The 19,776-nt window shown below is 71.9% G+C and carries 18 protein-coding genes; 6 read left to right on the top strand and 12 right to left on the bottom strand.

Going from position 1 to position 19,776, the window contains the following annotated elements; all coding sequences use genetic code 11:
- Nucleotides 1-67: 67 nt before the first annotated feature.
- The 8 genes from ACFYOB_RS01135 to ACFYOB_RS01100 all read right to left on the bottom strand — a co-directional run bounded on the left by ACFYOB_RS01135 (nt 68) and on the right by ACFYOB_RS01100 (nt 11,063).
- The gene (locus ACFYOB_RS01135; protein WP_388552711.1) at nt 68-1,648 is read right to left on the bottom strand and encodes a GMC oxidoreductase; all 1,581 of its coding nucleotides are present in this window, start codon (nt 1,646-1,648) and stop codon (nt 68-70) included.
- A 148-nt stretch (nt 1,649-1,796) separates the two neighbouring features.
- On the bottom strand, nt 1,797-2,711 hold the full coding sequence (locus ACFYOB_RS01130) for a cyclase family protein (RefSeq protein WP_388552708.1): 915 nt from the start codon (nt 2,709-2,711) through the stop codon (nt 1,797-1,799).
- Between the two features lie 32 nt (nt 2,712-2,743).
- Nucleotides 2,744-4,234, bottom strand: a complete 1,491-nt coding sequence (locus ACFYOB_RS01125; protein WP_388552705.1) for a gluconokinase, GntK/IdnK-type — start codon at nt 4,232-4,234, stop codon at nt 2,744-2,746.
- Between the two features lie 138 nt (nt 4,235-4,372).
- A complete protein-coding gene (locus ACFYOB_RS01120; protein ID WP_388552702.1) occupies nt 4,373-5,770 on the bottom strand; it encodes a chloride channel protein in 1,398 nt (465 codons plus the stop codon).
- Nucleotides 5,771-5,911: 141 nt separating this feature from the next.
- Complete coding sequence (locus ACFYOB_RS01115) at nt 5,912-6,631, bottom strand: DUF2993 domain-containing protein (RefSeq protein ID WP_388552699.1); 720 nt, start codon at nt 6,629-6,631, stop codon at nt 5,912-5,914.
- Entirely contained in the window at nt 6,628-8,871 is a 2,244-nt protein-coding gene (locus ACFYOB_RS01110) for an MMPL family transporter (RefSeq protein ID WP_388552696.1), read from the bottom strand. Before ACFYOB_RS01110 ends, ACFYOB_RS01115 begins: the two co-directional genes overlap by 4 nt.
- Before the next feature lie 120 nt (nt 8,872-8,991).
- Nucleotides 8,992-10,380: an ATP-binding protein gene (locus ACFYOB_RS01105; RefSeq protein WP_388552693.1), complete on the bottom strand. Its 1,389-nt coding sequence runs from the start codon at nt 10,378-10,380 to the stop codon at nt 8,992-8,994.
- On the bottom strand, nt 10,377-11,063 hold the full coding sequence (locus ACFYOB_RS01100) for a response regulator transcription factor (RefSeq protein WP_328929559.1): 687 nt from the start codon (nt 11,061-11,063) through the stop codon (nt 10,377-10,379). Before ACFYOB_RS01100 ends, ACFYOB_RS01105 begins: the two co-directional genes overlap by 4 nt.
- A 311-nt stretch (nt 11,064-11,374) precedes the next feature.
- On the opposite strand from ACFYOB_RS01100, the gene ACFYOB_RS01095 reads away from it, so the two are divergent.
- Both ACFYOB_RS01095 and ACFYOB_RS01090 read left to right on the top strand, forming a co-directional pair.
- Nucleotides 11,375-11,869, top strand: coding sequence for a hypothetical protein (locus ACFYOB_RS01095; protein ID WP_388552689.1), 495 nt, complete (start codon nt 11,375-11,377; stop codon nt 11,867-11,869).
- A 226-nt stretch (nt 11,870-12,095) separates the two neighbouring features.
- On the top strand, nt 12,096-13,973 hold the full coding sequence (locus ACFYOB_RS01090; protein WP_388552686.1) for a PAS domain S-box protein: 1,878 nt from the start codon (nt 12,096-12,098) through the stop codon (nt 13,971-13,973).
- A gap of 16 nt (nt 13,974-13,989) precedes the next feature.
- Here ACFYOB_RS01090 and ACFYOB_RS01085 read toward each other — a convergent pair whose 3' ends face one another.
- Both ACFYOB_RS01085 and ACFYOB_RS01080 read right to left on the bottom strand, forming a co-directional pair.
- The gene (locus ACFYOB_RS01085) at nt 13,990-14,979 is read right to left on the bottom strand and encodes an Acg family FMN-binding oxidoreductase (protein WP_388552683.1); all 990 of its coding nucleotides are present in this window, start codon (nt 14,977-14,979) and stop codon (nt 13,990-13,992) included.
- A 25-nt stretch (nt 14,980-15,004) separates the two neighbouring features.
- The gene (locus tag ACFYOB_RS01080) at nt 15,005-15,664 is read right to left on the bottom strand and encodes a DUF4389 domain-containing protein (protein ID WP_388552680.1); all 660 of its coding nucleotides are present in this window, start codon (nt 15,662-15,664) and stop codon (nt 15,005-15,007) included.
- 106 nt (nt 15,665-15,770) lie between these two features.
- Between ACFYOB_RS01080 and ACFYOB_RS01075 the strand changes: the two genes are divergently transcribed.
- The gene (locus ACFYOB_RS01075; protein WP_388552678.1) at nt 15,771-16,664 is read left to right on the top strand and encodes an oxidoreductase; all 894 of its coding nucleotides are present in this window, start codon (nt 15,771-15,773) and stop codon (nt 16,662-16,664) included.
- Between the two features lie 74 nt (nt 16,665-16,738).
- On the opposite strand, the gene ACFYOB_RS01070 is transcribed toward ACFYOB_RS01075, so the two are convergent.
- Complete coding sequence (locus ACFYOB_RS01070) at nt 16,739-17,125, bottom strand: VOC family protein (RefSeq protein WP_388552675.1); 387 nt, start codon at nt 17,123-17,125, stop codon at nt 16,739-16,741.
- Nucleotides 17,126-17,231: 106 nt separating this feature from the next.
- Between ACFYOB_RS01070 and ACFYOB_RS01065 the strand changes: the two genes are divergently transcribed.
- Together ACFYOB_RS01065 and ACFYOB_RS01060 are read left to right on the top strand one after the other, a co-directional pair.
- On the top strand, nt 17,232-17,525 hold the full coding sequence (locus tag ACFYOB_RS01065; RefSeq protein ID WP_388552672.1) for an acylphosphatase: 294 nt from the start codon (nt 17,232-17,234) through the stop codon (nt 17,523-17,525).
- A 285-nt stretch (nt 17,526-17,810) separates the two neighbouring features.
- Nucleotides 17,811-18,920 carry a hypothetical protein gene (locus tag ACFYOB_RS01060; RefSeq protein WP_388552669.1) on the top strand — a complete coding sequence of 370 codons (1,110 nt, stop codon included), beginning with the start codon at nt 17,811-17,813 and terminating at the stop codon, nt 18,918-18,920.
- Between the two features lie 139 nt (nt 18,921-19,059).
- Here ACFYOB_RS01060 and ACFYOB_RS01055 read toward each other — a convergent pair whose 3' ends face one another.
- Entirely contained in the window at nt 19,060-19,215 is a 156-nt protein-coding gene (locus ACFYOB_RS01055; RefSeq protein ID WP_388553979.1) for a CsbD family protein, read from the bottom strand.
- Nucleotides 19,216-19,368: 153 nt separating this feature from the next.
- Between ACFYOB_RS01055 and ACFYOB_RS01050 the strand changes: the two genes are divergently transcribed.
- Nucleotides 19,369-19,686, top strand: coding sequence for a hypothetical protein (locus tag ACFYOB_RS01050; protein WP_388552667.1), 318 nt, complete (start codon nt 19,369-19,371; stop codon nt 19,684-19,686).
- The last annotated feature ends 90 nt before the right edge of the window (nt 19,687-19,776 follow it).

Genomic DNA, 19,776 nt, shown 5'->3' with positions numbered 1-19,776 from the left:
AGCCCGGGCGAGGTGGTCTTGGGCCACGCGGCCGAGCAGCCACCCCCGGTCGGAGCAAGCGATGCGGTCAGCCCAGCCGTTGCACGAGGTGGTCGCCCACCCGCAGGGCGTTCGCGATCGCCGTGAGGGACGGATTGACCGCACCGATGCTCGGGAAGAAGCTCGTGTCGACCACGTACAGGTTGTCGAGGTCGTGGGCCTTGCAGTTCACGTCCAGCGCGGATGCGGCAGGGTCGTCGCCGAACCGCACGGTTCCGGCCTGGTGGGCCGTGGCGCCGATCGGCATGCCCTTGTGGAGGTAGATGCTGCGCGACAAGAGGTGCTGCTCGTGCATCCCCAGATGGCTGAGCATGCCCTGGAGCTTGTGCCGCAGGCGTTTCAGCCCCTCGATGTTGTTCTTCTCGTCGAGCACGAGACGGATGGCGCCGTCGCCGTCGACGGTGACCCGGTTGTCGGGGAGGGGGAGGTCCTCGCCGCACAGCCAGAAGTCGACCGCGTGGTGGGCCATGACTTCGAAGGGCATGTCGGGGGTCACCGCGCCCGCCCAGCGGGGCGCCTCGCCGTGGATCTGGTCGGCGTCCGACTTGCCGAGCATCTGGATGCCGCCCAGCGGGTAGTCCCAGTCGTCGGCGCCGAGGTACCAGTCGTGCAGGGCCAGGGTCTTTTGGAACTTGGTGTCGTTGGGTTCCTTCGAAATGGCCATCAGGGCAAGGTTGTTGTGGCGCATGTAGTGGCGGCCGACCACGTCGGAGCTGTTCGCCAGCCCGCGGGGGTGGCGGTCGTTTGCCGAGGCCAGGAGCAGCGCCGCCGAGTTGACCGCCCCGCAGGCGACGACCACGATGTCCGCGGAGTAGGAGGCCTCGACGCCGTCCTCGCCCCGGGTCACGACCGTGCTGACGCTCCGTCCGGCCGGGTCGGTCTCCAGCCGGACCACCCGGGCGTTGGTGATCATCTCCACGTTCGGGTTCTGTAGCGCGGGCTCCACGCAGATCACCTGGGCGTCCGACTTGGCGCGTACCAGGCAGGGGAAGCCGTCCACACGGTCACAGCGGATGCAGACGCTGGAGTTGGTCGCCCGCCCGTTCTCGTCCTGTCGCAGGTCGACGCCGATGGGAAGGTGGAACGGGTGCAGGCCCCGCTTCTCCAGGTCGTCGCTCAACTGCTGGATGCGCGGCTCGTGTTCGACCGGCGGGTAGGCGTACTGGTCGCTGTACGGCCCTTCCCAGGGGTCCTCTCCGTGGCGTCCGTGAACCTTGTAGAGGTGCTCGGCCTCGGTGTAGTAGGGCTCCAGGTCCTCGTACCTGATCGGCCAGGCGGGCGACAGCCCGTCGTGGTGGCGGAGCTCGCCGAAGTCCTCGGGCCGCAGCCGGAAGAGGGCGGCCCCGTAGAACTTGGTGTTTCCCCCGACGTAGTAGTTGACCTCGGGCGGGAACTCGTCGCCGTGCTTGTCCAGCCAGAACTCCGGGGCACGGTACTTGCCCTTCACGAACACGGCGGTGGAGTCCCAGTTGTCCCGCTCGCGGGGGAGGTAGTCGCCGCGTTCGAGGATGAGTACCCGTTTACCGGACGGGGCGAGCCGGTGGGCGAGCGTACCGCCGCCGGCGCCCGAACCGATGATGACTACGTCGTAGTGCGGGGAGTCGCCCACGGCGACCACCGTCCTTGGGCTCGTGGGCCCCGCCCTGTCACCGGGCCCTCTCTCTGTGCGCTGCCGCGACACGGCAGCCACCCCACCTCTTCGAACGTATCTTCCGTTTCCGCGTGCGGCGACCGGACGGGGCTCCCGCGCGCGGCCGTCACAGAACGGCGATCGGGTTCACGGGCGAGCCGGTGGCCGACGGGAGCCGCAGCGGCGCGACCACGCACAGGAAGGACCACCGGCCCGCGCGTGTGCACGCCTGCGTCAAGTCCTCGAACTGCAGGTAGTCCATCAGGTGCAGTCCCATGGCGTGCATCGCCAGTACGTGCACGGGAAAGTCGATCCCGGCCACCGCGCTGGGGGCGGTGTCGTGGTTGCCGTCCGCGCCCAGCACGGCGACCTGCCGCTCGGCGAGGAACCGCACGGCCGTGGGATGAAGGCCGGCCCGGGCCCGCGCGGCGTCCCACGCCCCGTGCTCCAGGCGCCGCAAGCGATGCCCCACTCGTACGAAAAGCATGTCGCCCGGCCCTACCCGGACGCCTTGGGCCGCCTCCGCCCCGGTCAGATCGTCGGCGGTCACGTGATCCCCGGGCTCCAGCCAGGGCACGCCCCGCAGCCGCGGAACGTCCAGGAGCACGCCACGGCCGACGATGCCGTCCCGGACGGTCTCGACGCAGAGCGCGCGGGCGCCGTCGGGCGTCACGCTGCTCGCCGGCACGCCGTTGTAGAGCTCCCCGTCGAAGAGCACGTGGCACAGCGCGTCGAGGTGACTGTCCGCGTCCCCGTGCACGTTCATCGCGAACCGGTCGCGCGCGAAGTACAGCCCGTCGGCGACGGCCTCACCGGCGGCGGGCGCGATCATCCCGTGACGTGCGGGTTCGGGATTGTCCGGGCCGGACAGGGTTTCGATGGGCGCGGCGAGGGACACCGTGAGTCCGGAGCGGACCTCGGCGGTGGCGGCCACCACGCGCTCGGGCGTCAGGTGGCCGAGTGTGCCGCGCCGGTCGTCGGGGGCGCGCGGGCACATGTCGCGCAGCTCCTCGTACAACGCGCGGAAGGCATCACCGGTCATGGGCCGCGGCGTCGACGGCCCGGCCGCCGCGGTCACCAGGACCCCCACGGAGCCAGGCCCCAGCGCAATACGTGGCTGCCGCCCGGTTCCAGGACGGTGAGCGCCGTGCCGCTGCGCAACGCGTCGGCCGGGCAGGACATCGGTTCGATGGCGACACCGCGCCGGCGCCGCCCGGGCTCCGGCAGCGTGTCCCCGGTGTACACCTGCACGTACCGGACGCCCTCGATGAGCCGTACGTCGATGCCGTACCTCCCCGAAGGGTGCGCCAGCCGGACCGCGCAGCGGCCCGCGGGGTCGCGGTCGAGCCCCGTGTACGCGGTGTCCAGTCGCTCCTCGCCGATGGGCCGGGCGGTGCGGAAGTCGTACGCCGTGCCCTCGACCGGTTCCTCGCCGGTCGGCAGGCCGTGTTCGTCGGTGACCAGCCTGGAGCGGGCCGGCACGGTCAGCAGCGCGGTGTCCACCAGGCCGGTGCCCACGGTCAGATAGGGGTGCTGGCCCACGCCGTAGGGCGCGGCGGCGTCCCCCACGTTGGTGGTGGTGACAGTGGTCTCAAGCCCCTCCTGGCCCAGCCGGTACTCGGCGGAGACCTCCAGCCGGTACGGGTATCCGGGCTGCGGGAAGAGGGTGGTGCCCACCGTGACCGCGTCGTCGCTGCGGCCGAGCAGCCGCCACGGTACCCACCTCAGGAGCCCGTGGATCGCATTGCCGTTCTCCGGTTCGGTCAGCGGGAGTTGCAGGTCCTCGCCACCGAAGTGGTACCGCCCGCCGGCCACCCGGTTCGGCCAGGGCACGAGGAGCTGTCCCCGTCCGCCGGTGATCCGCTCGTCGGCGGCGAACCCGTCGAGCAGTGCCCGCCCGCCCACCTCGTAGTGGCGCAGCGCGCCGCCCAGCTCGACCACCACCGCCTCGTGCGCGGCGTGGCGCAGCCGCCATTGTTCTCCCGTTGCTGTGGGGGGCATGTGCGGCTCCTCGGTCGGTGCGGCGGGGGAGGGCGCCGCGCCGGCGCCGGTGCCGAGCAGGGCGAGGACGGCTTCGACGACGGCCTCCGGGGGCTGGTCGATGTCCACCACGCAGGCGTGCTCGTCCGGCTCCGGCTCCTGGAGATCGGCGAACTGGCTGTCCAGCAGCCGTGCGGGGAAGAAGTGGCCGTGCCTGGACATCAGCCGGGAGCGGATGAGCTGTCGTGAACCGTGCAGATAGACCAGACGTACTTCGGGCCGCCCCTGGGCCAGTTGGTCCCGATAGGCCCGTTTGAGCGCGGAGACGGCGACGACGGCCGGTTCACGCGCCGCTATCCGCCGGTCGATCCATGCCGCGACGTCGGCCAGCCACGGGCGTCTGTCCTCGTCGGTCAGGGGCTCGCCGGCCGCCATCCTGGCCCGGTTCGCCGGAGTGTGGAAGTCGTCGGCGTCCTCCTGCGCCCAGCCGAGCCGGTCGGCCATCAGCCGGGCCACCGTGGACTTCCCCGACCCCGCCACGCCCGTCACGAGCACCACGGCTGCGGGCACGTGGTGACGCGGCATACGGCCTCCTCGATGCGGTGCGGTGCGGTGCGGTGCGGCCGGCCCGTCCGGTGCGGGCCGGGTGCTTCCACTCTCGGCGCGCACCGTCCGCGGCGCACCTCGGCGACCGTGCGCATACGAGGGGCTGCGGCGGTGGCCTCAGGCGGAGCCCGACGCGCCGTGGGCGAGGGCCCGGGCGGCCGGCGGTTCCGCGGTCTTGCCCACGGACGGAACGGCTGGTTCGGGCGGCAGCAACTGGGTCGTCACGAAGCCAACGACGGCAGCCAGGATCACCACGGGCGTCATGGCGACGCTGCCGAGCACCAGGACGACGAGCACGATGCTGCTGACCGGCAGCCGCAAGGCACTGGTCGTCGCGGCCGCCATGCCCGCGGCCATTCCCGGTACGACCCCCAGGCCCGGCAGGGGCGCGAGGAGCACACCGAGCGCACAGCCCAGGAACAGCGACGGGAACACGGGGCCGCCTCGCAGGCTGCCGAGGCACAGGGCGTAGGCGACGCTCGTGCAGAGCACCAGGGCGATCAGGGCCCCGACGCTCCAGGCATGCGGATCGGCGGCCATCCGGCTCAGCGTCCCCTGTCCGGAAGACGACACGTCAGCGGGCGACAGGCCGGTGGTGAGCGCGTACACGGCGGAGCAGACGCCCGCTGCCAGGGCGCACAGGGTCGTACGGGCGACGGGACGCTTCGCGACGAACTGCGCGGTCAGCCGCCCTCCTCGCATGATCAGATGCAAGAGGGCGCCGATGAGGACGGCCATCGGGATCGTCCAGAGCACGTCCCCGGCATCGAGATGCGGAGTGGGCACGCCCACCTTCACGGCGAGGCTGGGCGCATCGAGACCGGTCCAGCGGCCGAAGCCGGTGAACACGAGGGAGCCCACCCCGCTCGACAGGAGCGCGGGCAGCATGACCGCGAACAGCTGTGGTCCGCCCACCCCGGCCACCTCGATGAGCAGCACCCCCGCGACCAACGGGCTTCCGAAGATCACCGCGACCGCCGCCGCCGCTCCCGCCGCGCCGAGGAGCGCCGTGCTCTGGGCCGTCGCAGGTACCCGCGCCAGATCTCTGAAGAGCAGCGCCAAGCCGCCGCCGAGGGCGATCAACGGGGCTTCCGGGCCGAGCGTGGCGCCGAGGGGAAGGCTGATCAGGGCGGCGAGGATCACGCCGGGCAGTGCTCTCGCCGGGCTGCCGCCCGTGTGCAGTCCCCCGGCGGGGATGTGGCCGCCGGCGCCGGGCAGATGGGTGACCACGAGCCCGACGCCGACGCCGGCGACGAGCAGCAGCGGCAGCGGCCACCACCATGGCGGGGCGTCCCAGCCCAGGGCCTCCGGCAGACCGGCCCACATCAGGTGCTCCAGTTCGTGGAGGGAGACCAGGAACCAGAACGCCACCAGCGACACCGGAATGCCCATGAGGGCGCAGAACACGAGCGCCTTGAGGTATCCGGGACTGCGCAGCAGTGCACGCAGCCGGTCCGCCTCTTCGGGCTGTGTCCCTTCGGCAGGCCCCGAGGGGCGCGGATCCGATGCCGTCATGGGATGTGTCCCGTCTCGGTTCTGGCCGTCCGTTTCAGGCGAGGAGCCTGGCCTGCTGAATCGCGAGATCCTCCTCGGTCATTGCAGCATCCGGTTGAAGACTTCGCACTTCCGGACGGGCCGGGAAGCGGAGTGCGGACGTCAAGCGCCGGCCAGGGTGCTGGGGCCGCCCGTCAGGGTGACGTGCAGGCCGTCCGGCCGGACGTGTACGGACGTGGCCTTGAGCCCGAGCGGGTATTGCTTCAGCCCACCCGTCCCCGCTCCGAGACCGCCGTTGCCCATCCCGAACCGGCCGGCCGGGACCGAGCGGCCGAACACGGTGAGCCCGTCCACGGCGAGCGTGACCCTCCCGTCCGCGAGTACGGGACGCAGTGTCAGCTGTCCGGCGCCGCCCGGGCCCACGGCGGCGAGGACTGTACCGTTCGCCGGGTCCGTGGTGACCGTGGTCACCGGTACGGACGGTACGGCGGTCCGGATCGCGGTGGCGATGGACTGCGTGGAGGCGGTCACCTGGGCGTGGCTGCTGCCGACCGTGGTCCTCTCGCCGAGGCGGACGTCGTCGAGCCGTGCGCGTACGCAGACTTGGGAGAGCGGTCCGAGGCGGGCGTCGTCGCTGCTGATGTCGAGCCGGGGGATGCTCTCCTGAGCCAGGTCCCACAGGACCCAGTCGCCGGACGCGCTGACCGCGACGTTGTCGCCGAGGCCGGGTGCCGCTTTCGCGACGTGGTTACGGATCATGTTGCGGGCCGTGTACTCGGCCGCGCCCGTGGCGACGACGGCCACCAGGAGCACGGCGGCCGTGACCGTGAGGACGAGGTGGCGGCGCATGGCTGCCCGGATCTTCGTCACGCGCTGCTTCATCGGCGCTCTCCCCGGGAGGGCGCGAGGGCGGGGGCGGGCGGGGAGGCGGGCGGGGAGCTGGGCGCGGCGGCGGGCCCTTCCGGGTCGAGATGCGGCAGGAGCCGGTCGAGCCAGCCGGGGAGCCACCAGTTGGCCCGCCCGAAGAGGTACATGCACGCGGGCACCAGGAGCAGCCGGACCACGGTGGCGTCGATGATGACGCTGACCCCGAGGCCGAGGGCGAGCATTTTGACGGCGACGTTCGTGGAGAGCAGGAACGCCAGGAAGACGCTGGTCATGATCAGCGCCGCGCAGGTGATGACGCGGGCCGTCGCGGCGAGGCCGGTGGCGACGGCCAGGTGGTTGTCCTTGCCGTGCAGCCACGTCTCTCGGATCCGGGAGAGCAGGAAGACCTCGTAGTCCATGGAGAGTCCGAAGACGATCGCGAACATCATCATCGGCACGTAGGACTCGACGGGCACCTTCTCGGTGACGCCGAACAGCGTGCCGCCCCAGCCCCATTGGAAGACCGCGACGACCACGCCGTAGGCGGCGGTGATGGAGAACAGATTGAGCACGGCGGCCTTGAGCGCGATCAGCGGGCTGCGGAAGACGCTGAGCAGCAGCAGGAATGCGGCTGCGACCACCACTGCGATGATCAGGGGTAGTTGGGTGGTGAGCGTGTCGGTGAAGGTCTGGGTGGCGGCGGCGGTGCCGGTGACGTAGCCGGTGGCGCCGGTGCCCGACAGCGTGTGCGGCACCGTGTCGTTCTGCAAGGTGTGGATCAGGTCGGTGGTGGCCCGTTCCTGCGGGCCGGTGGTGGGAGTGACCGTGGTGATGAGCAGGGCACGGTCGGGGCTGGGGGCCGGGGGTGTCACGGAGGCGACGCCCGGTACGGCGGCCAGCGCCTGCTGGAGCGAGGCGGCGAGGGCTTGGCGCTCGCTCTGGTCGGCGACCTGCCGGCTGTCGAGGTGGGCGACGACGGTGACGGTGCCGTTGGCTCCGGGGCCGAAGCCCTCGGTGATCAGGTCGTAGGCGCGGCGGTCGGTCCGGCTGGTGGGCTGTGCTCCGGCGTCGACGTGGCCGAGCTGCATGGACGCGACGGGGATCGAGAGGGCTCCGAGCAGGAGCAGGCCACTCGCCAGGAAGAGCCAGGGGCGCCGGCTGACCTTGACGGCCCAGCGGTGCCAGACGTCCGACTCGCCGGTGGGTTCGGCGACCGGCGTACGCACGTGGAGGCGGTCGATCCGGCGGCCGAGCAGACCCAGCAGTGCGGGAGTCAGCGTCACGGACGCGGCAGCGGCCACGACGACACTGAGCCCGGCCGCGACGCCCAGGGTGCCGATGAAGCTCACGCCGCAGACGCAGAGCCCGCCCAGGGCCATGGCGACCGTGGCCGCGGCGACCAGCACGGCACGGCCGCTGGTGGCGACCGTACGCCCGACCGCCTCGGCGGGTTCCGTTCCCGAGTGCAGCAGGGCCCGGTAGCGGGTGGCCAGGAAGAGCGCGTAGTCGATGCCGACGCCGAGGCCCATAATCGCGGCCAGGGTCGGGGACGCCTGGGCGAAGCCGAACCGTCCGGCGAGCAGTCCGAGACCGGCCAGGCTGACGGCCAGGCCGGTCACGGCCGTCAGCAGCGGCAGCCCGGTGGCGGCGACGCTGCCGAAGCCGATCAGCAGCACGAGCACGGCGACGGCCAGACCGATGGCCTCCGAGGTGCGGTCGGCGGACTTGGGCGTGGCCAGCTGCCCCAGCGGGGCCCCGTACTCGACGGTGACCCGGTCGGCGCGCAGCGGCTCGACGGCGGTGTCGACCTCGGCGAGGTAGGACGGGTCGAAGGTCGCCGGGTTGCCGCTGAAGCGGACGGTCACCTGGGCGATGTCGCCGTTCGCGGAGACCGCGCCGGGTGTGGTGAGCGGGTCGGCCACCGACAGGACGTTCGGCAGGCGGCTCAGGTTGCCGACGGCCGAATCGATCGCGGCCCGGTGCCCGGTGAGCGAACCCTGGTCGGAGGTGATCACGATGGGGGCGGCCGTGCCACCGGAACCGCTCGTGTGGGCCGTGAGCAGGTCGGCACCGGTCTGGGTACGGGTACCGGGCAGGGAGAAGCTGTCCGCGAAGGTGCCGCCCCACATGTGGTTGGCCAGCCCGAGGCCGATCAGGAGCAGCACCCACAGGGCCACGACCCGCCAGGCATGCCGGGCGCACCAGTGCCCGCTGCGGTGGAGGAGCCCGCGCCCCTCGGCCGATTGAGTGTTCATGGGGCTCACTGTGCGCGGCGCGTGTAAGGCGGCTGTGGGCACATTGTTCGGGGAATGTACGGGTGAAGGCGCGCCGGCCGGACGAGGGCCCGTCAGACACCCCATAGGGCCCGCGCGTCCTCAAGCGGCGTCGGGTGCCGGCGGCAGGGCGACGGTGAAGCAGGCGCCGCCTTCCGGGCCGTGCCCGTCGACGCGGATGGCGCCACCGAGGCGGCCGGTCAGACGGTGGGCGATGGCCAGCCCCAGGCCGCTGCCGACCGGGCGGGTGTCCCGGTAACGCTCGTGGAGGGCACCGTGGTCGAAGGCGACGCGCACGTCGTCGTCGGTGAGGCCGGGTCCGCCGTCGCGGACCTGCAGCTCGGCCCCGCCGCCGCCCGCGGCCGCGCGAACGGCGAGGACCAGGGGTGCGCCCTGGGGCGTGACCCGCAGGGCATTCTGCACCAGGCCGTCGATCAGCTGCCGGACCCGGAAGGCGTCCGTTTCGACGATGACGGGCCGCCCCGGCTCCTCCAGCCGGAGATCGACACCGTGGAGTGCGCAGAGGCCGGTCCAGAAGGCGGCGGCCTCGGCGACCACCGCGCAGAGGTCGGACGGGGCAACGTCGAGGCGGAAGTCGTCCGCCTCCAGCCGGGCCAGGTCCAGCAGGTCTCCCAGGAACCGGTCCAGGCGGCGGGTCTCGTCGGCCAGGATGCCCCCGACCTCGGCCAGCCGGTCCGGCTCGATCAGGCCGTCGGCAAGCGCCTCCGCGTACCCCTGCAGTGCGGTCAGCGGCGTGCGCAAGTCGTGGGAGACGGAGAGCAGGAACTCCCGCTGCCGGTTCTCGCTGCGCGCCAGCGCCTCGTCCAGGACGTTGAGGGCGCGCCCGATGTCCGCGGTCTCCCGGGGGCCGTCTACCGGGGCCGGTACGCCGCGTTCGCCGGCGGCGAGCCGGTGCGAGATCTGCGCGGCCTTCACGAGCGGACGCGCGATGCGGCGGGCCAGGAGCGCTCCGGCCAGTGCCGCGCCGAGCATGCCGACGATCAGCGGCGCGATCACGTTGCGACGGATCTGGTTCGTGTTCCGGGTGACGACCGTGTACGGCTCGGTCAGCACCACCGCCCCGCCGCGCACGCCGGGCTGTCCCACCAGCAGCACGTCCTGGCCGCCCAGGATGCCGTCGGCGGACACCGGTTCCCCCGACAGGAGAGCCGACTTCGAGGTCCGGTCGACGGCCGGGGTGGCGGTTCCGCTCACCGTGCCGTCCGGGGCGATGACCGCGAGCTGCACACCGTTCGGCCCCGCCAGTACCTGGGCGCCGTTGAAGAGCGCTTCGGACAAGGCCGGCAGGCGGCTGAGGACCGTGGCCTGACGCGTCAGCTGGTCGCGTTCGCGCTGCTCCGCGCCGTGCGCGGCGGTCTGCCAGGCGACCAGCCCGGTCAGCGCCACGGCGAGCGCCGCCACCACGGTGGTCAGCACCACGATGTTGCGTGCCAGGGAGCCACGGCGGGGGCCGGAACGGGGGAGGTTCACGTGCGGGGAGCCGTCGCGCTGTACCCGACGCCGCGGACCGTACGGATCGGGCTCGCGTCGCCGAGCTTGGCGCGCAGCTGCGAGACGAAGACGTCGACCATCCGGGTGTCGCGGTAGCCCGGGTACCCCCACACCTGGGCGAGCAACTGCTCACGGGTGAAGACCTGCCCCACGTGCTGGAGCAGGTGTGCGAGCAGATTGAACTCGGTGGCGGTGAGCTCGACCGGCTGACCGTCGCAGCGCACGGTGCGGCTGACCGGGTCCACGCTGAGCCGGCCGACGCTCTCGGGCGGCCGGCCGGGAGGCCCCGCCGCCCGGCGCAGTACGGTCTTGACCCGGGCGACCAGCTCGCGCGGTGAGAACGGCTTGGTCAGGTAGTCGTCGGCGCCCAGTTCGAGGCCGAGGATCCGGTCGGCCTCCTCACCGCGCGCGGTGACCAGCAGTACCGGCGTCCAGTCGCCGGCGTCGCGCAGGGCGCGGCAGAAGGCGATACCGTCCATGCCCGGAAGGCCGATGTCCAGCACGATCGCCACCGGGCGCATCCGCCGCGCGGCCGCGAGCCCGGCCGTCCCGTCGGCCTCGACGTGGACACCGAATCCCTCGCGCGCCAAGTAGAGCCTTTGCACATCGGAGATGTGGCGCTCGTCCTCGACGATCAGCACGAGGCCCCTGGACTCCGTCATCACTGCCTCTCACGTACGGTGAACACCGTCGATGCTAACCGCGCCGATCCGGCCTTCCGGTGGACGCGCCGCCACCCGTACATTCCCCGAACAATGCGCCGACGGCCCCCGCGCACCCGCTCCCCCGCACCTGGGACTGCTCGGCCCGTGCTGCTCCGATGCCACCTGGTGGGCGGCCCGTTCGCCTGGCCGGCGGGGTGAAGTCCGCCCCGCGGTGGCACTCGGACAAAATTGTCCGATACCGCTGTTAGGGTGACGTGCGCCCGTCAAGACGGGCTGTCTCAGTCACTGATATTTCAACGGGGTTGAACGTGAAGCTTCGCCATGTCCGTGCCATTGCCGTGTTCGGAATCGCGGTCGTCGCACTCACCGGAGCCCGTGGCTCCCACGGCGGGAGCTGCGGCGGCAGCCACGGCTCGAGCCACAGCAACTCCAGCGGTGGCAGCCACGACAGCAACAGCAGCACCAGCGGCAGCGGCACCGTCAGCGGCGGTTCCAGCAGCAAGGACAAGGCCGAGCGCGACATCAAGATAGACAACTGCAAGATGGACGCCGCGAGCAAGAAGATGGTCGCCCGGCTCACCGTCACCAACAGCGGTTCGGTGGACTACACCTACAACATCACCATGAAGTTCCGCGGGGGCGCCACCTCGACCGCGGACCTGGCCCAGGCCAACGTGACCGCGCTGAAGGTCAAGGCGGGTGCGTCCCAGCAGGCCGAGGCCACGACGGCCTACACCGGGAAGGGCGACGGCAGCGAGTTCAAGGAGTGCGTCGTCGCGAGCGCGACGAAGAGCGCCCTCTGACGTACGGCGTCCCGGCCCCGCCGGTGCCTTGAGCGGGATCACGGCCTCGCCGGTGTCACACCGGCGAGGCCGCCGCGTACCGCGGATGTCGTGCAGAGACGGCGACTGCGCCGAACAGAACTGGTCAATTGCCTGCGCATGCCTGTCAATCGGGGGTGCGATTTTCGGCCACGTGGTCGGATGTCCTCTTCTGCTTCTGCGGGATTCGACGAGTGCGAGGCGCAGCGTGACAGCGACGACCGAAGAGCTGTTCCGGGCTCTGCTGGAAGCGGCACCGGACGCGGTGGTGATCGTGGACGACGCCGGGGTGATCCGGCTCGTGAACGCACAGACGGAGGCTTTGTTCGGCTACCCCCGGGAGGAACTCCTGGGGCGCCCCATCGACGTGCTGGTGCCCGAGCGGTTCCGCGGTCACCATCCGGCCCACCGGCTCGGATACGCGGCGAGCCGCCAGGTCCGCCCCATGGGCGCGGGCCTGGAGCTGTACGGACTGTGCCGCGACGGGCGCGAGTTCCCCGTGGAGATCAGCCTCAGCCCCCTGGAGACCCCCGAGGGACTGCTGATATCGGCGGCCGTGCGGGACGTCAGCGAACGCAGGGCCGCCGAGGAGCGCTTCCGGGCGCTGCTGGAGGCGGCGCCCGACGCGATGGTGATCGTCGACGAGCGCGGCATCATCCAGCTCGTCAACGCCCAGACGGAGGCGCTCTTCGGGTACGTTCGCGAGGACCTGCTGGGGCGGCCGGTCGAAGTCCTCGTCCCGCAGCGGTTCCGGGGACACCACGCCGACTTCCGGCACGGCTACTTCGTCAACCGTCAGGTCCGGCCCATGGGTGCGGGGCTGGAGCTGCACGGACTGTGCCGCGACGGGCGCGAGTTCCCCGTCGAGATCAGCCTCAGCCCCTTGGAGACGCCGGACGGCACCCTCGTCTCCGCGGCCATCCGCGACGTCACGGAACGCAAGGCCGCCGAGGAGATGCTCGCCCGGCTCTACGAACAGCAGCGCCACGTGGCCCTCACCCTCCAGCGGAGCCTCATGGGGTCGCCGCCGGACGTGCCGGGGATGCCGACGGCGAGCCGCTACTTCCCGGCCCGGCAGGGCGCCGGAGTGGGCGGCGACTGGTTCGACCTGATCCCCCTGGGCGGCGGCCGGGTCGGCATCATGATCGGCGATGTGATGGGACGCGGCCTCGACGCCGCAGCGGTCATGGGACAGCTCAGATCCGCCTCCCACGCCCTGGCCAAGACCGGGATGCCGCCCTGGCAGCTCATGCGCGCCCTCGACGCCGTGGTCAGTGAACTCCCGGACCAGTTCGTCACCTGCTGCTACCTGGTCGTCGACGCCGACGCCGCCGAAATCACGGTCTGCTCGGCCGGGCACCTGCCGGTCCTGCTGGTCGCGGCGAGCGGGGAGGTGAGCCGACTGCCGGCCGAGGTGAGCGTGCCGCTCGGCGTGGGCGAGGTGCCCCACCACGAAAGCCGTCACACGGTCGAACCCGGCTCCGTGCTCGCGCTCTACACCGACGGGCTGGTGGAAACTCCGGGGAGCGACATCGAAGGTCAGGTGGACGGGCTCGCCGCGGCGCTGGAGAAGGCCCTCGCGACGGCCGACGGCCTGGAGGCCGCCGCCGACCAACTGCTGGCCGAACTGCTGCCGGACGCCGATGACAACCCCGACGACGTCACCCTGCTGCTCGCCCGCATCCCCGACACCCCGGTGACGGCGCAGACCGTGGTCCTGGCCGCCGACCCGAGCAGCGTCGGCGAGGGACGACGCTTCCTGCGCTCCACCCTCGCGTCGTGGGGCAAGGACGACGAGCAGCTCCGCGACACCGCCTGCCTGCTCGCCTCCGAGCTGCTCTCCAACGCGGTGAGGTACAGCCGCGGGCCCGTCCGCCTCCGACTGCGTCAAGCCGGCCGGGAGCTGAGCGTCGAGGTCTGCGACGGCAGCCCCATCCTGCCCCAGGCCCGGTTCGCCGCCCCCGAGGCCGAATCCGGCCGCGGTCTGCTCCTCGTCGACTCCCTCGCCGCGTCCTGGGGCACCCTCCCGACGGCCGAGGGCAAGGCCGTCTGGTTCTCCCTGGCGCTCCCCGCCCCACGCCGCTGAGACCGCTTCGGTGCGTCTACCGAACGTCGAGCACGTCGGCCGCCGCGCGTCGCGGCGTGGCGGGGCCCTGGGGGCCGTAGCCGAGGCGCAGCACCATGTGGACGTGGCCCATCGGCGCTATCGGGTCGCGGACGGCCCAGCGCAGTTCGGGCCATTCGAGGGGCTGCGAGGTCATCGAGGCGACGAGCCCGTCCGCCGTCGCCCGGAGGAGGACGCGTTGCAGCGCCTGGCCCGCTCGCAGCCAGTCCGCCGGAGTGTCGTCCGACGTACCGAGCAGCGCGATGCGGGGGTTCTGCTCGAAGGCGGCCGACTCGCGCCCCGGAACCGGGCGCCAGCTGCCGAAGTCCCGTACCGGCGCACGGGATCCCGACTGGCGGGGGCCGAACGCGTACCCGGGGATGCCCGCGTCACGCGGCCCGTCGGGCGCCGCGTCCGTATGGGTCCACCGAGCGGTTTCCTCCCGTGCCGCCGGGTCCATCGCCTCGCGGTGTTCGGAGTCGTGTACGAGCTCCAGTACGGCTTCGGTGTGCCAGGCGTCGGGGAGGACGAGCCGCGCCCCTTCGAGGAGGGCCGCCGCGCACAGGCCGTCCTGTACGGCGGGCGGGATCTCCTCCTCGGTGAAGGGGAAGCGGCTGGTGTGGCGGCGCCGAACAGAGGGGTACAGGGACATGAGGGCGGGGTCCGTGGCCGTTGTCTCCCGCAGCACGGCATCCGCCAGGTGCCACGGTCTGTCGTTGTCGGGCAGGAGCGTGACGGCCGTCTCCCAGCCGCTGTCCGCCGCGGCCACCCGGAGGTTGAACAGAGCCGCGGCGCAGCCGAGATGGAGGGCCCGCAGATCCGGGTCGGTGTGCGGCATGGCACGTTCGGGGTCACCGTGCAGCTCGATCCTCCGGTCGTGGGGCCGCAGGACGAATTTCCACGGCTGGGCATTGTGCATGGACGGTGCGGTGACGGCGTCCTCGATGAGGGAGAGCACCGCGGTGGCGTCGAGCGGGGGTGCGGACACGGTCGGATCCTGTCTGTGCGGCGCTTCAGTCGTGCACTGCGGCGGCCAGGTGCTCGTCGCCGCCCATGTCGAGACGGAGCGGGGGGTACTGGTCCGTCATCAGCGCGGCGTACGCCGTGACGCGGAGCACCCACCGGTTGAGTCCGATCAGCAGGTCGAACAGATCGCGGGGGTACTTCCGGGTGAAGGCCAGCGCGACGACCGCGAACAGTGCGAGCAGGCCGATCAGGCCACCGCCCCAACAGCCCCTTTGCGCCGTCCCGGTGAAGATGGCGATCACGAAGTACTGCGGGATGGCGAGCAGCCACCACTTGATCAGGACCAGGCCCCGCGAGAGCCGCTCGGGGTAGGCGATGTCCAGGCGGGCCGGATAGTCGGGCTCGGGGCCGAGGCTGAACGGCGGGTACCGGTCGGTGCCCAGCACGGCGTGCGCGTAGTACGAGACCCGCCAGGACCAGCGCAGCACCCCGAGGTTGAAGTCGAAGAGGGCGCGGGGGTAACGCTCGGTGAAGAGGATGGCGAAGAACGCGATCAGGCCGACCACGACGAAAGCGATCCAGAGGAAGGCCAGCACGATGTAGTGCGGAATGGCCAGGATCCACTTGACCAGCCACAGCCAGCGCGAGAGCGGCGCGTCCAGTCTGGCCGTCACGGTGACCGGCGGGTAGGAGAACTGCATGGTCATGGAGCTCACCTCATCGGCTCACCTCGCCCTCTCCCATCATCCGGGCTGAGCGCGCCGCACTCCACTCGGGCGCGCACATCGCCGCCGCGCCGGGATACTGGGGACCATGAGCGCGTACCCCGCGGCTTGGACGGCGGCCGACCTGCCGGACCTCACGGGCCGCACGATCGTGGTGACGGGCGCCAGCAGCGGCCTGGGAGCCGTCACGGCCCGCGAGCTCGGACGGGTGGGCGCCCGCGTCGTACTCGCGGTCCGGGACACTGCCCGGGGCGACGCCGTGGCGGCCGGCTGCGGCAGGAACGCCGAGGTCCGCAGGCTCGATCTGGCCGACCTCGCCTCCGTCCGGGCCTTCGCCGCGCAGTGGGACGGGCCGCTCGACACCTTGATCAACAACGCCGGGGTCATGGCCATCCCGGAGCGCCGCACGGCCGACGGTTTCGAGATGCAGCTGGGCACCAATCACCTGGGCCCTTTCGCGCTCACCAACCTGCTGCTGCCGCGGATCACCGGCCGTGTCGTCTCCGTCGCCTCCAACGCCCACCGCAGGAAGGGCGTCGACATCGACTTCGACGACATCAACTCCCATCGGAACTACGGTCCCTGGCGCGCGTACCAGCAGTCGAAGCTGGCCGACCTGCTCTTCATCCGCGAACTCCAGCGCCGCCTCACCGAAGCGGGCTCACCCGTCACGGCGCATGCCGCCCACCCCGGGTACGCGGCGACGAACCTCCAGGGCGGCAGCGGCAGCCGGCTCCAGCGGGCGATCATGAAGGTCACCAACCGGTTCATGGCCCAGTCCGATGCCATGGGCGCCCTGCCCATCCTGTACGCCGCCACCCAGCTCCTGCCCGGCGGCAGCTACACGGGCCCGCAGGGCCGCGGCGAACTGCGGGGGCACCCCGGCCCGGCCGTCCTGAGCCCCCAGGCCCAGGACGACGCACGGGCCCGCCGCCTGTGGCGGCTGTCGGAGGAGCTGACCGGGGTGTCGTTCCCCGGGTAGGGGGCCGGTGGTTACCCGGCGCACCCTCTCGGGGCCGCCGCGTGATGACGGCGGCACCGTGCCGGATTGGCGGATCAGGGGCGAAAGCGCAGCGGGTGGTCCGCCGGCACCTCCACGACGGCGATGCGCACGCCGTCGGGGTCGGCGATCCACATCTCGATCAGGCCCCAGGGCTCGCGCCGTGGAGGCCGCAGCACCTCGGCACCCCGGCTGCTCAGTTCCTCGTACGCCGCCTGCACGCACGCGACTTGGAGCCACAGCTGCATCCCGGGCGCGGGCGGTGCCTCGGCGCGTCCCGACACCTCGAGGAACCCGCCGCCCAGGAAGTAGACGGTGCCCCGCTCGGGGCCGGTGCCGAACTCGCGGTAGACGGCCAGCTCCAAGGTGTCGCCGTAGAAGGCGCGTGAGCGCTCGGGATCCGTGGGACGCAGCAGAATCCTGCTGCCCAATACATGCACCATGTCCCCACCTTGGCCCACCCGGCCTCCCGTCGGGTGTTCCCGACACACCTGTGACACGACCCTGGCCCGCGCCCGGAAACGGACGCGAGCGGCCTATGGTCGGAGCATGGTACGCAAGCGCGTGATCGTGTCGGGGATCGTGCAAGGGGTGTTCTTCCGGGACACGTGCCGCCGTGAGGCGCTGGCGCACGGTGTGTCGGGGTGGGTACGGAACCTGCCCGACGGCGGCGTCGAAGCATTGTTCGAAGGGGGCGAGGACGCCGTCGCGGCGATGGTGCGGTGGGCGCGTACGGGGCCTGCGGCGGCCGAGGTCCGCGCCGTCGAGGTCCGCGAGGTGACGGGCACGCCGGAGGAATTGTTCGGCTTCGAAGTACGGTCCACTCCCCGGGACACGGTCTGAGCGGGCGCGTTCCGGCTCCCGCAGGTCTACGGCTCCCCGACGGGGGTAGGGGCGCAGCATGAGGCATCAGAAGACCGGCCCGCCCACGCATCCCCACCCGCGTGATCCGTCGGAGCCCAGCCCGGCGCCTCCCACGCATCCGCGGCCCGGTGATCCGCAGGCCCCGCGACCCGCACCGAACCCCGCCCCGGACGCCGAACCGGCACCCGGGAGCCCGCGGCCGCCGTCGCTGTAGCGCAGGCGGCCGGTGCGCCGACGCGCACTCCTTCTCCGCGGGAGGAAGCCGTGAAGCTGCAGTTCCTCGATCCGCTCTACGCCCGTCCCGGCCCCATCGCCTCGGTGTACCTCGACACATCCCGTGACCTGGACGACGCCGACCGGGCCGTGGAACTGCGATGGCACGACCTCCGCAAGAGCCTGCTGGCCCACGACGCCGACCAGGCCACGGTCGACGCGCTCGCCGGCGCCGTCGGCACGGGCCGTGAGGTGGCCGGACGGCACGGCCAGGCCGTCTTCGCCGCCCACGGGCGGCTCGTCCTCGCCGAGTGCCTCCCGGAGCCCCCGGCCCGTGAGTCGGCTCTGTACGGCATGCTGCCCGACACGCTGTCGCTCGCTCTTCAGCACACCCCGGACATCCCGTACGCGGTGGTCATCCTGCACCGCGTGCACGTCCCCGAGCACACCGCCGGGCACGGCGGCCCGGACGAGGAGCTGGAGATCGACTGCGAGAGCGGCCGGTGGCCGACGAGCCGTGTCGCGCCGGGAGCCCACTCCCACCGACGGATACCGGTGGACGGCTGGCCCCAGGAGGTCGAGCGGCTCGTCGGGCAACTGGTGACCGGGATGGGCGAGGCGGGTACCGAGATGGTCGTGCTGGCCGGGGACCCGTGGGCCGTCAACAGCCTCATGAGGGCCGCACCGAGCCGGCTTCACGGCGCGCTCGTGAAGCTCAAGGACGGCCAGCACCGCCGACGCGAGACCGGCCGGGCCCTCCTGGAGGAGGAGCTCGCCATCCTGCTCGACGGCAGGCTCCGCGATCGCGACAGGCATCAGGTGGACACCTTCCTCGCGCAGCGCGCCCGCCACCCGGAGTACGTCGAAGGACTTGCCGCTACGGTGGCCGCCCTCCAACGCGGGCAGGCCCAGACCCTGATCCTCAGCCGGCCGGTACGGCTCGACCGGCACCTGTGGGTCGGCGCCGCTCCCGTCCACCTGGCTCTGACGGGCGAGGAGCTGAGCGCCTTCGGCCTGCACTACTACTGGGAGGAGCCCGCACCCGGCGCGGCCTTGATCCGCGCGGCAGCCGGCACCCAGGCCGACCTCATCTCCGTACCGGACGAAGAGCTGCCGCTCGAAGACGGTGTCGCGGTGGTGCTCCGTTACACGGGCTCGTGATCACCGGTGGGCGGGCCCGTGACGGCCGGCCCGGCGCTGGTCATGTCGCCCCCCGCGTGACGAGGCCGCCCCCGGGAATCGTTCCCGGGGGCGCCGTCGTGAGGGAGGAGCGGGCTTGCGCACCCGCCTGCCACACCCGCTAGTCCTCCAAGGTGTCCTTGATCTTCTCCTTGGCCGCGCGGGCGTCGCCCTTGGCCTGCTCCGCACGACCCTTCGCGGTGAGGCTCTCGTTGCCGACGGTGCGGCCCACGGCCTCTTTGGCCTTGCCCTTCGCCTTTTCCGTCTTGGCCTGCATCTTCTTTTCGCCCGACACGATGCCACTCCCATCGTTTGGAACCTCTTCCTCCACTGCGTCTAACCCGTTCGGGCCCCTCCAAACTCTCCCGTCTCCGCGGTCCGAACCGTGGGTCGGGCGGCCTCCCGGCCGCCTTGCTCCTACGCTCGAACCGTGACCGAGAACGAGATCAAGCTCAAAGCCATCGCCGCCCTCACAGCCCTGCGCGGCGGCGCCGAGGAGGGATTCGTGTCCGACCTCCTCGGCGAGGTGATCCCCGACCAGTTCGTCGTTCCGGCATCCGCGGGACCCGAGGAGGCCGGGCTGTCGGTGCTGAGCCAGCTCTCCGAGCCCCTGAGCGCACTGATCAGCGGATTCATCCTCGCCTTCGAGTCGGTGGCCGACGCCTACGACGAGATGGACCCGGAACGGCCCACCGAGCAGGTCCTCCAAGAAGTGGCGCTCGAACTCGCCCGGGACGACACCGAATGAGGTAACAGCAGGCGGCGGCCGCGTACTCCTCGGTACGGTCGGTTTCGACGACCCCGTCCACCAGGACTTCACAGCCGAAGGTGCACGATG

Source organism: Streptomyces sp. NPDC006463, assembly GCF_042870715.1.
Classification (GTDB): domain Bacteria; phylum Actinomycetota; class Actinomycetes; order Streptomycetales; family Streptomycetaceae; genus Streptomyces.
Note: the sequence above shows the minus strand (reverse complement) of the source record. Positions and strands in the feature narration are given on the sequence as shown.

Excerpts from the sequence above, each read along its gene's own strand:
- ACFYOB_RS01065 (WP_388552672.1), top strand. The coding sequence starts at position 17,232 with ATGGTACGCAAGCGCGTGATCGTGTCGGGGATCGTGCAAGGGGTGTTC.
- ACFYOB_RS01055 (WP_388553979.1), bottom strand. The coding sequence starts at position 19,215 with ATGCAGGCCAAGACGGAAAAGGCGAAGGGCAAGGCCAAAGAGGCCGTG.
- ACFYOB_RS01120 (WP_388552702.1), bottom strand. The coding sequence starts at position 5,770 with ATGACGGCATCGGATCCGCGCCCCTCGGGGCCTGCCGAAGGGACACAG.
- ACFYOB_RS01125 (WP_388552705.1), bottom strand. The coding sequence starts at position 4,234 with ATGCCGCGTCACCACGTGCCCGCAGCCGTGGTGCTCGTGACGGGCGTG.
- ACFYOB_RS01100 (WP_328929559.1), bottom strand. The coding sequence starts at position 11,063 with ATGACGGAGTCCAGGGGCCTCGTGCTGATCGTCGAGGACGAGCGCCAC.
- ACFYOB_RS01110 (WP_388552696.1), bottom strand. The coding sequence starts at position 8,871 with ATGAACACTCAATCGGCCGAGGGGCGCGGGCTCCTCCACCGCAGCGGG.
- ACFYOB_RS01130 (WP_388552708.1), bottom strand. The coding sequence starts at position 2,711 with ATGACCGGTGATGCCTTCCGCGCGTTGTACGAGGAGCTGCGCGACATG.
- ACFYOB_RS01070 (WP_388552675.1), bottom strand. The coding sequence starts at position 17,125 with ATGGTGCATGTATTGGGCAGCAGGATTCTGCTGCGTCCCACGGATCCC.
- ACFYOB_RS01115 (WP_388552699.1), bottom strand. The coding sequence starts at position 6,631 with ATGAAGCAGCGCGTGACGAAGATCCGGGCAGCCATGCGCCGCCACCTC.
- ACFYOB_RS01075 (WP_388552678.1), top strand. The coding sequence starts at position 15,771 with ATGAGCGCGTACCCCGCGGCTTGGACGGCGGCCGACCTGCCGGACCTC.
- ACFYOB_RS01080 (WP_388552680.1), bottom strand. The coding sequence starts at position 15,664 with ATGACCATGCAGTTCTCCTACCCGCCGGTCACCGTGACGGCCAGACTG.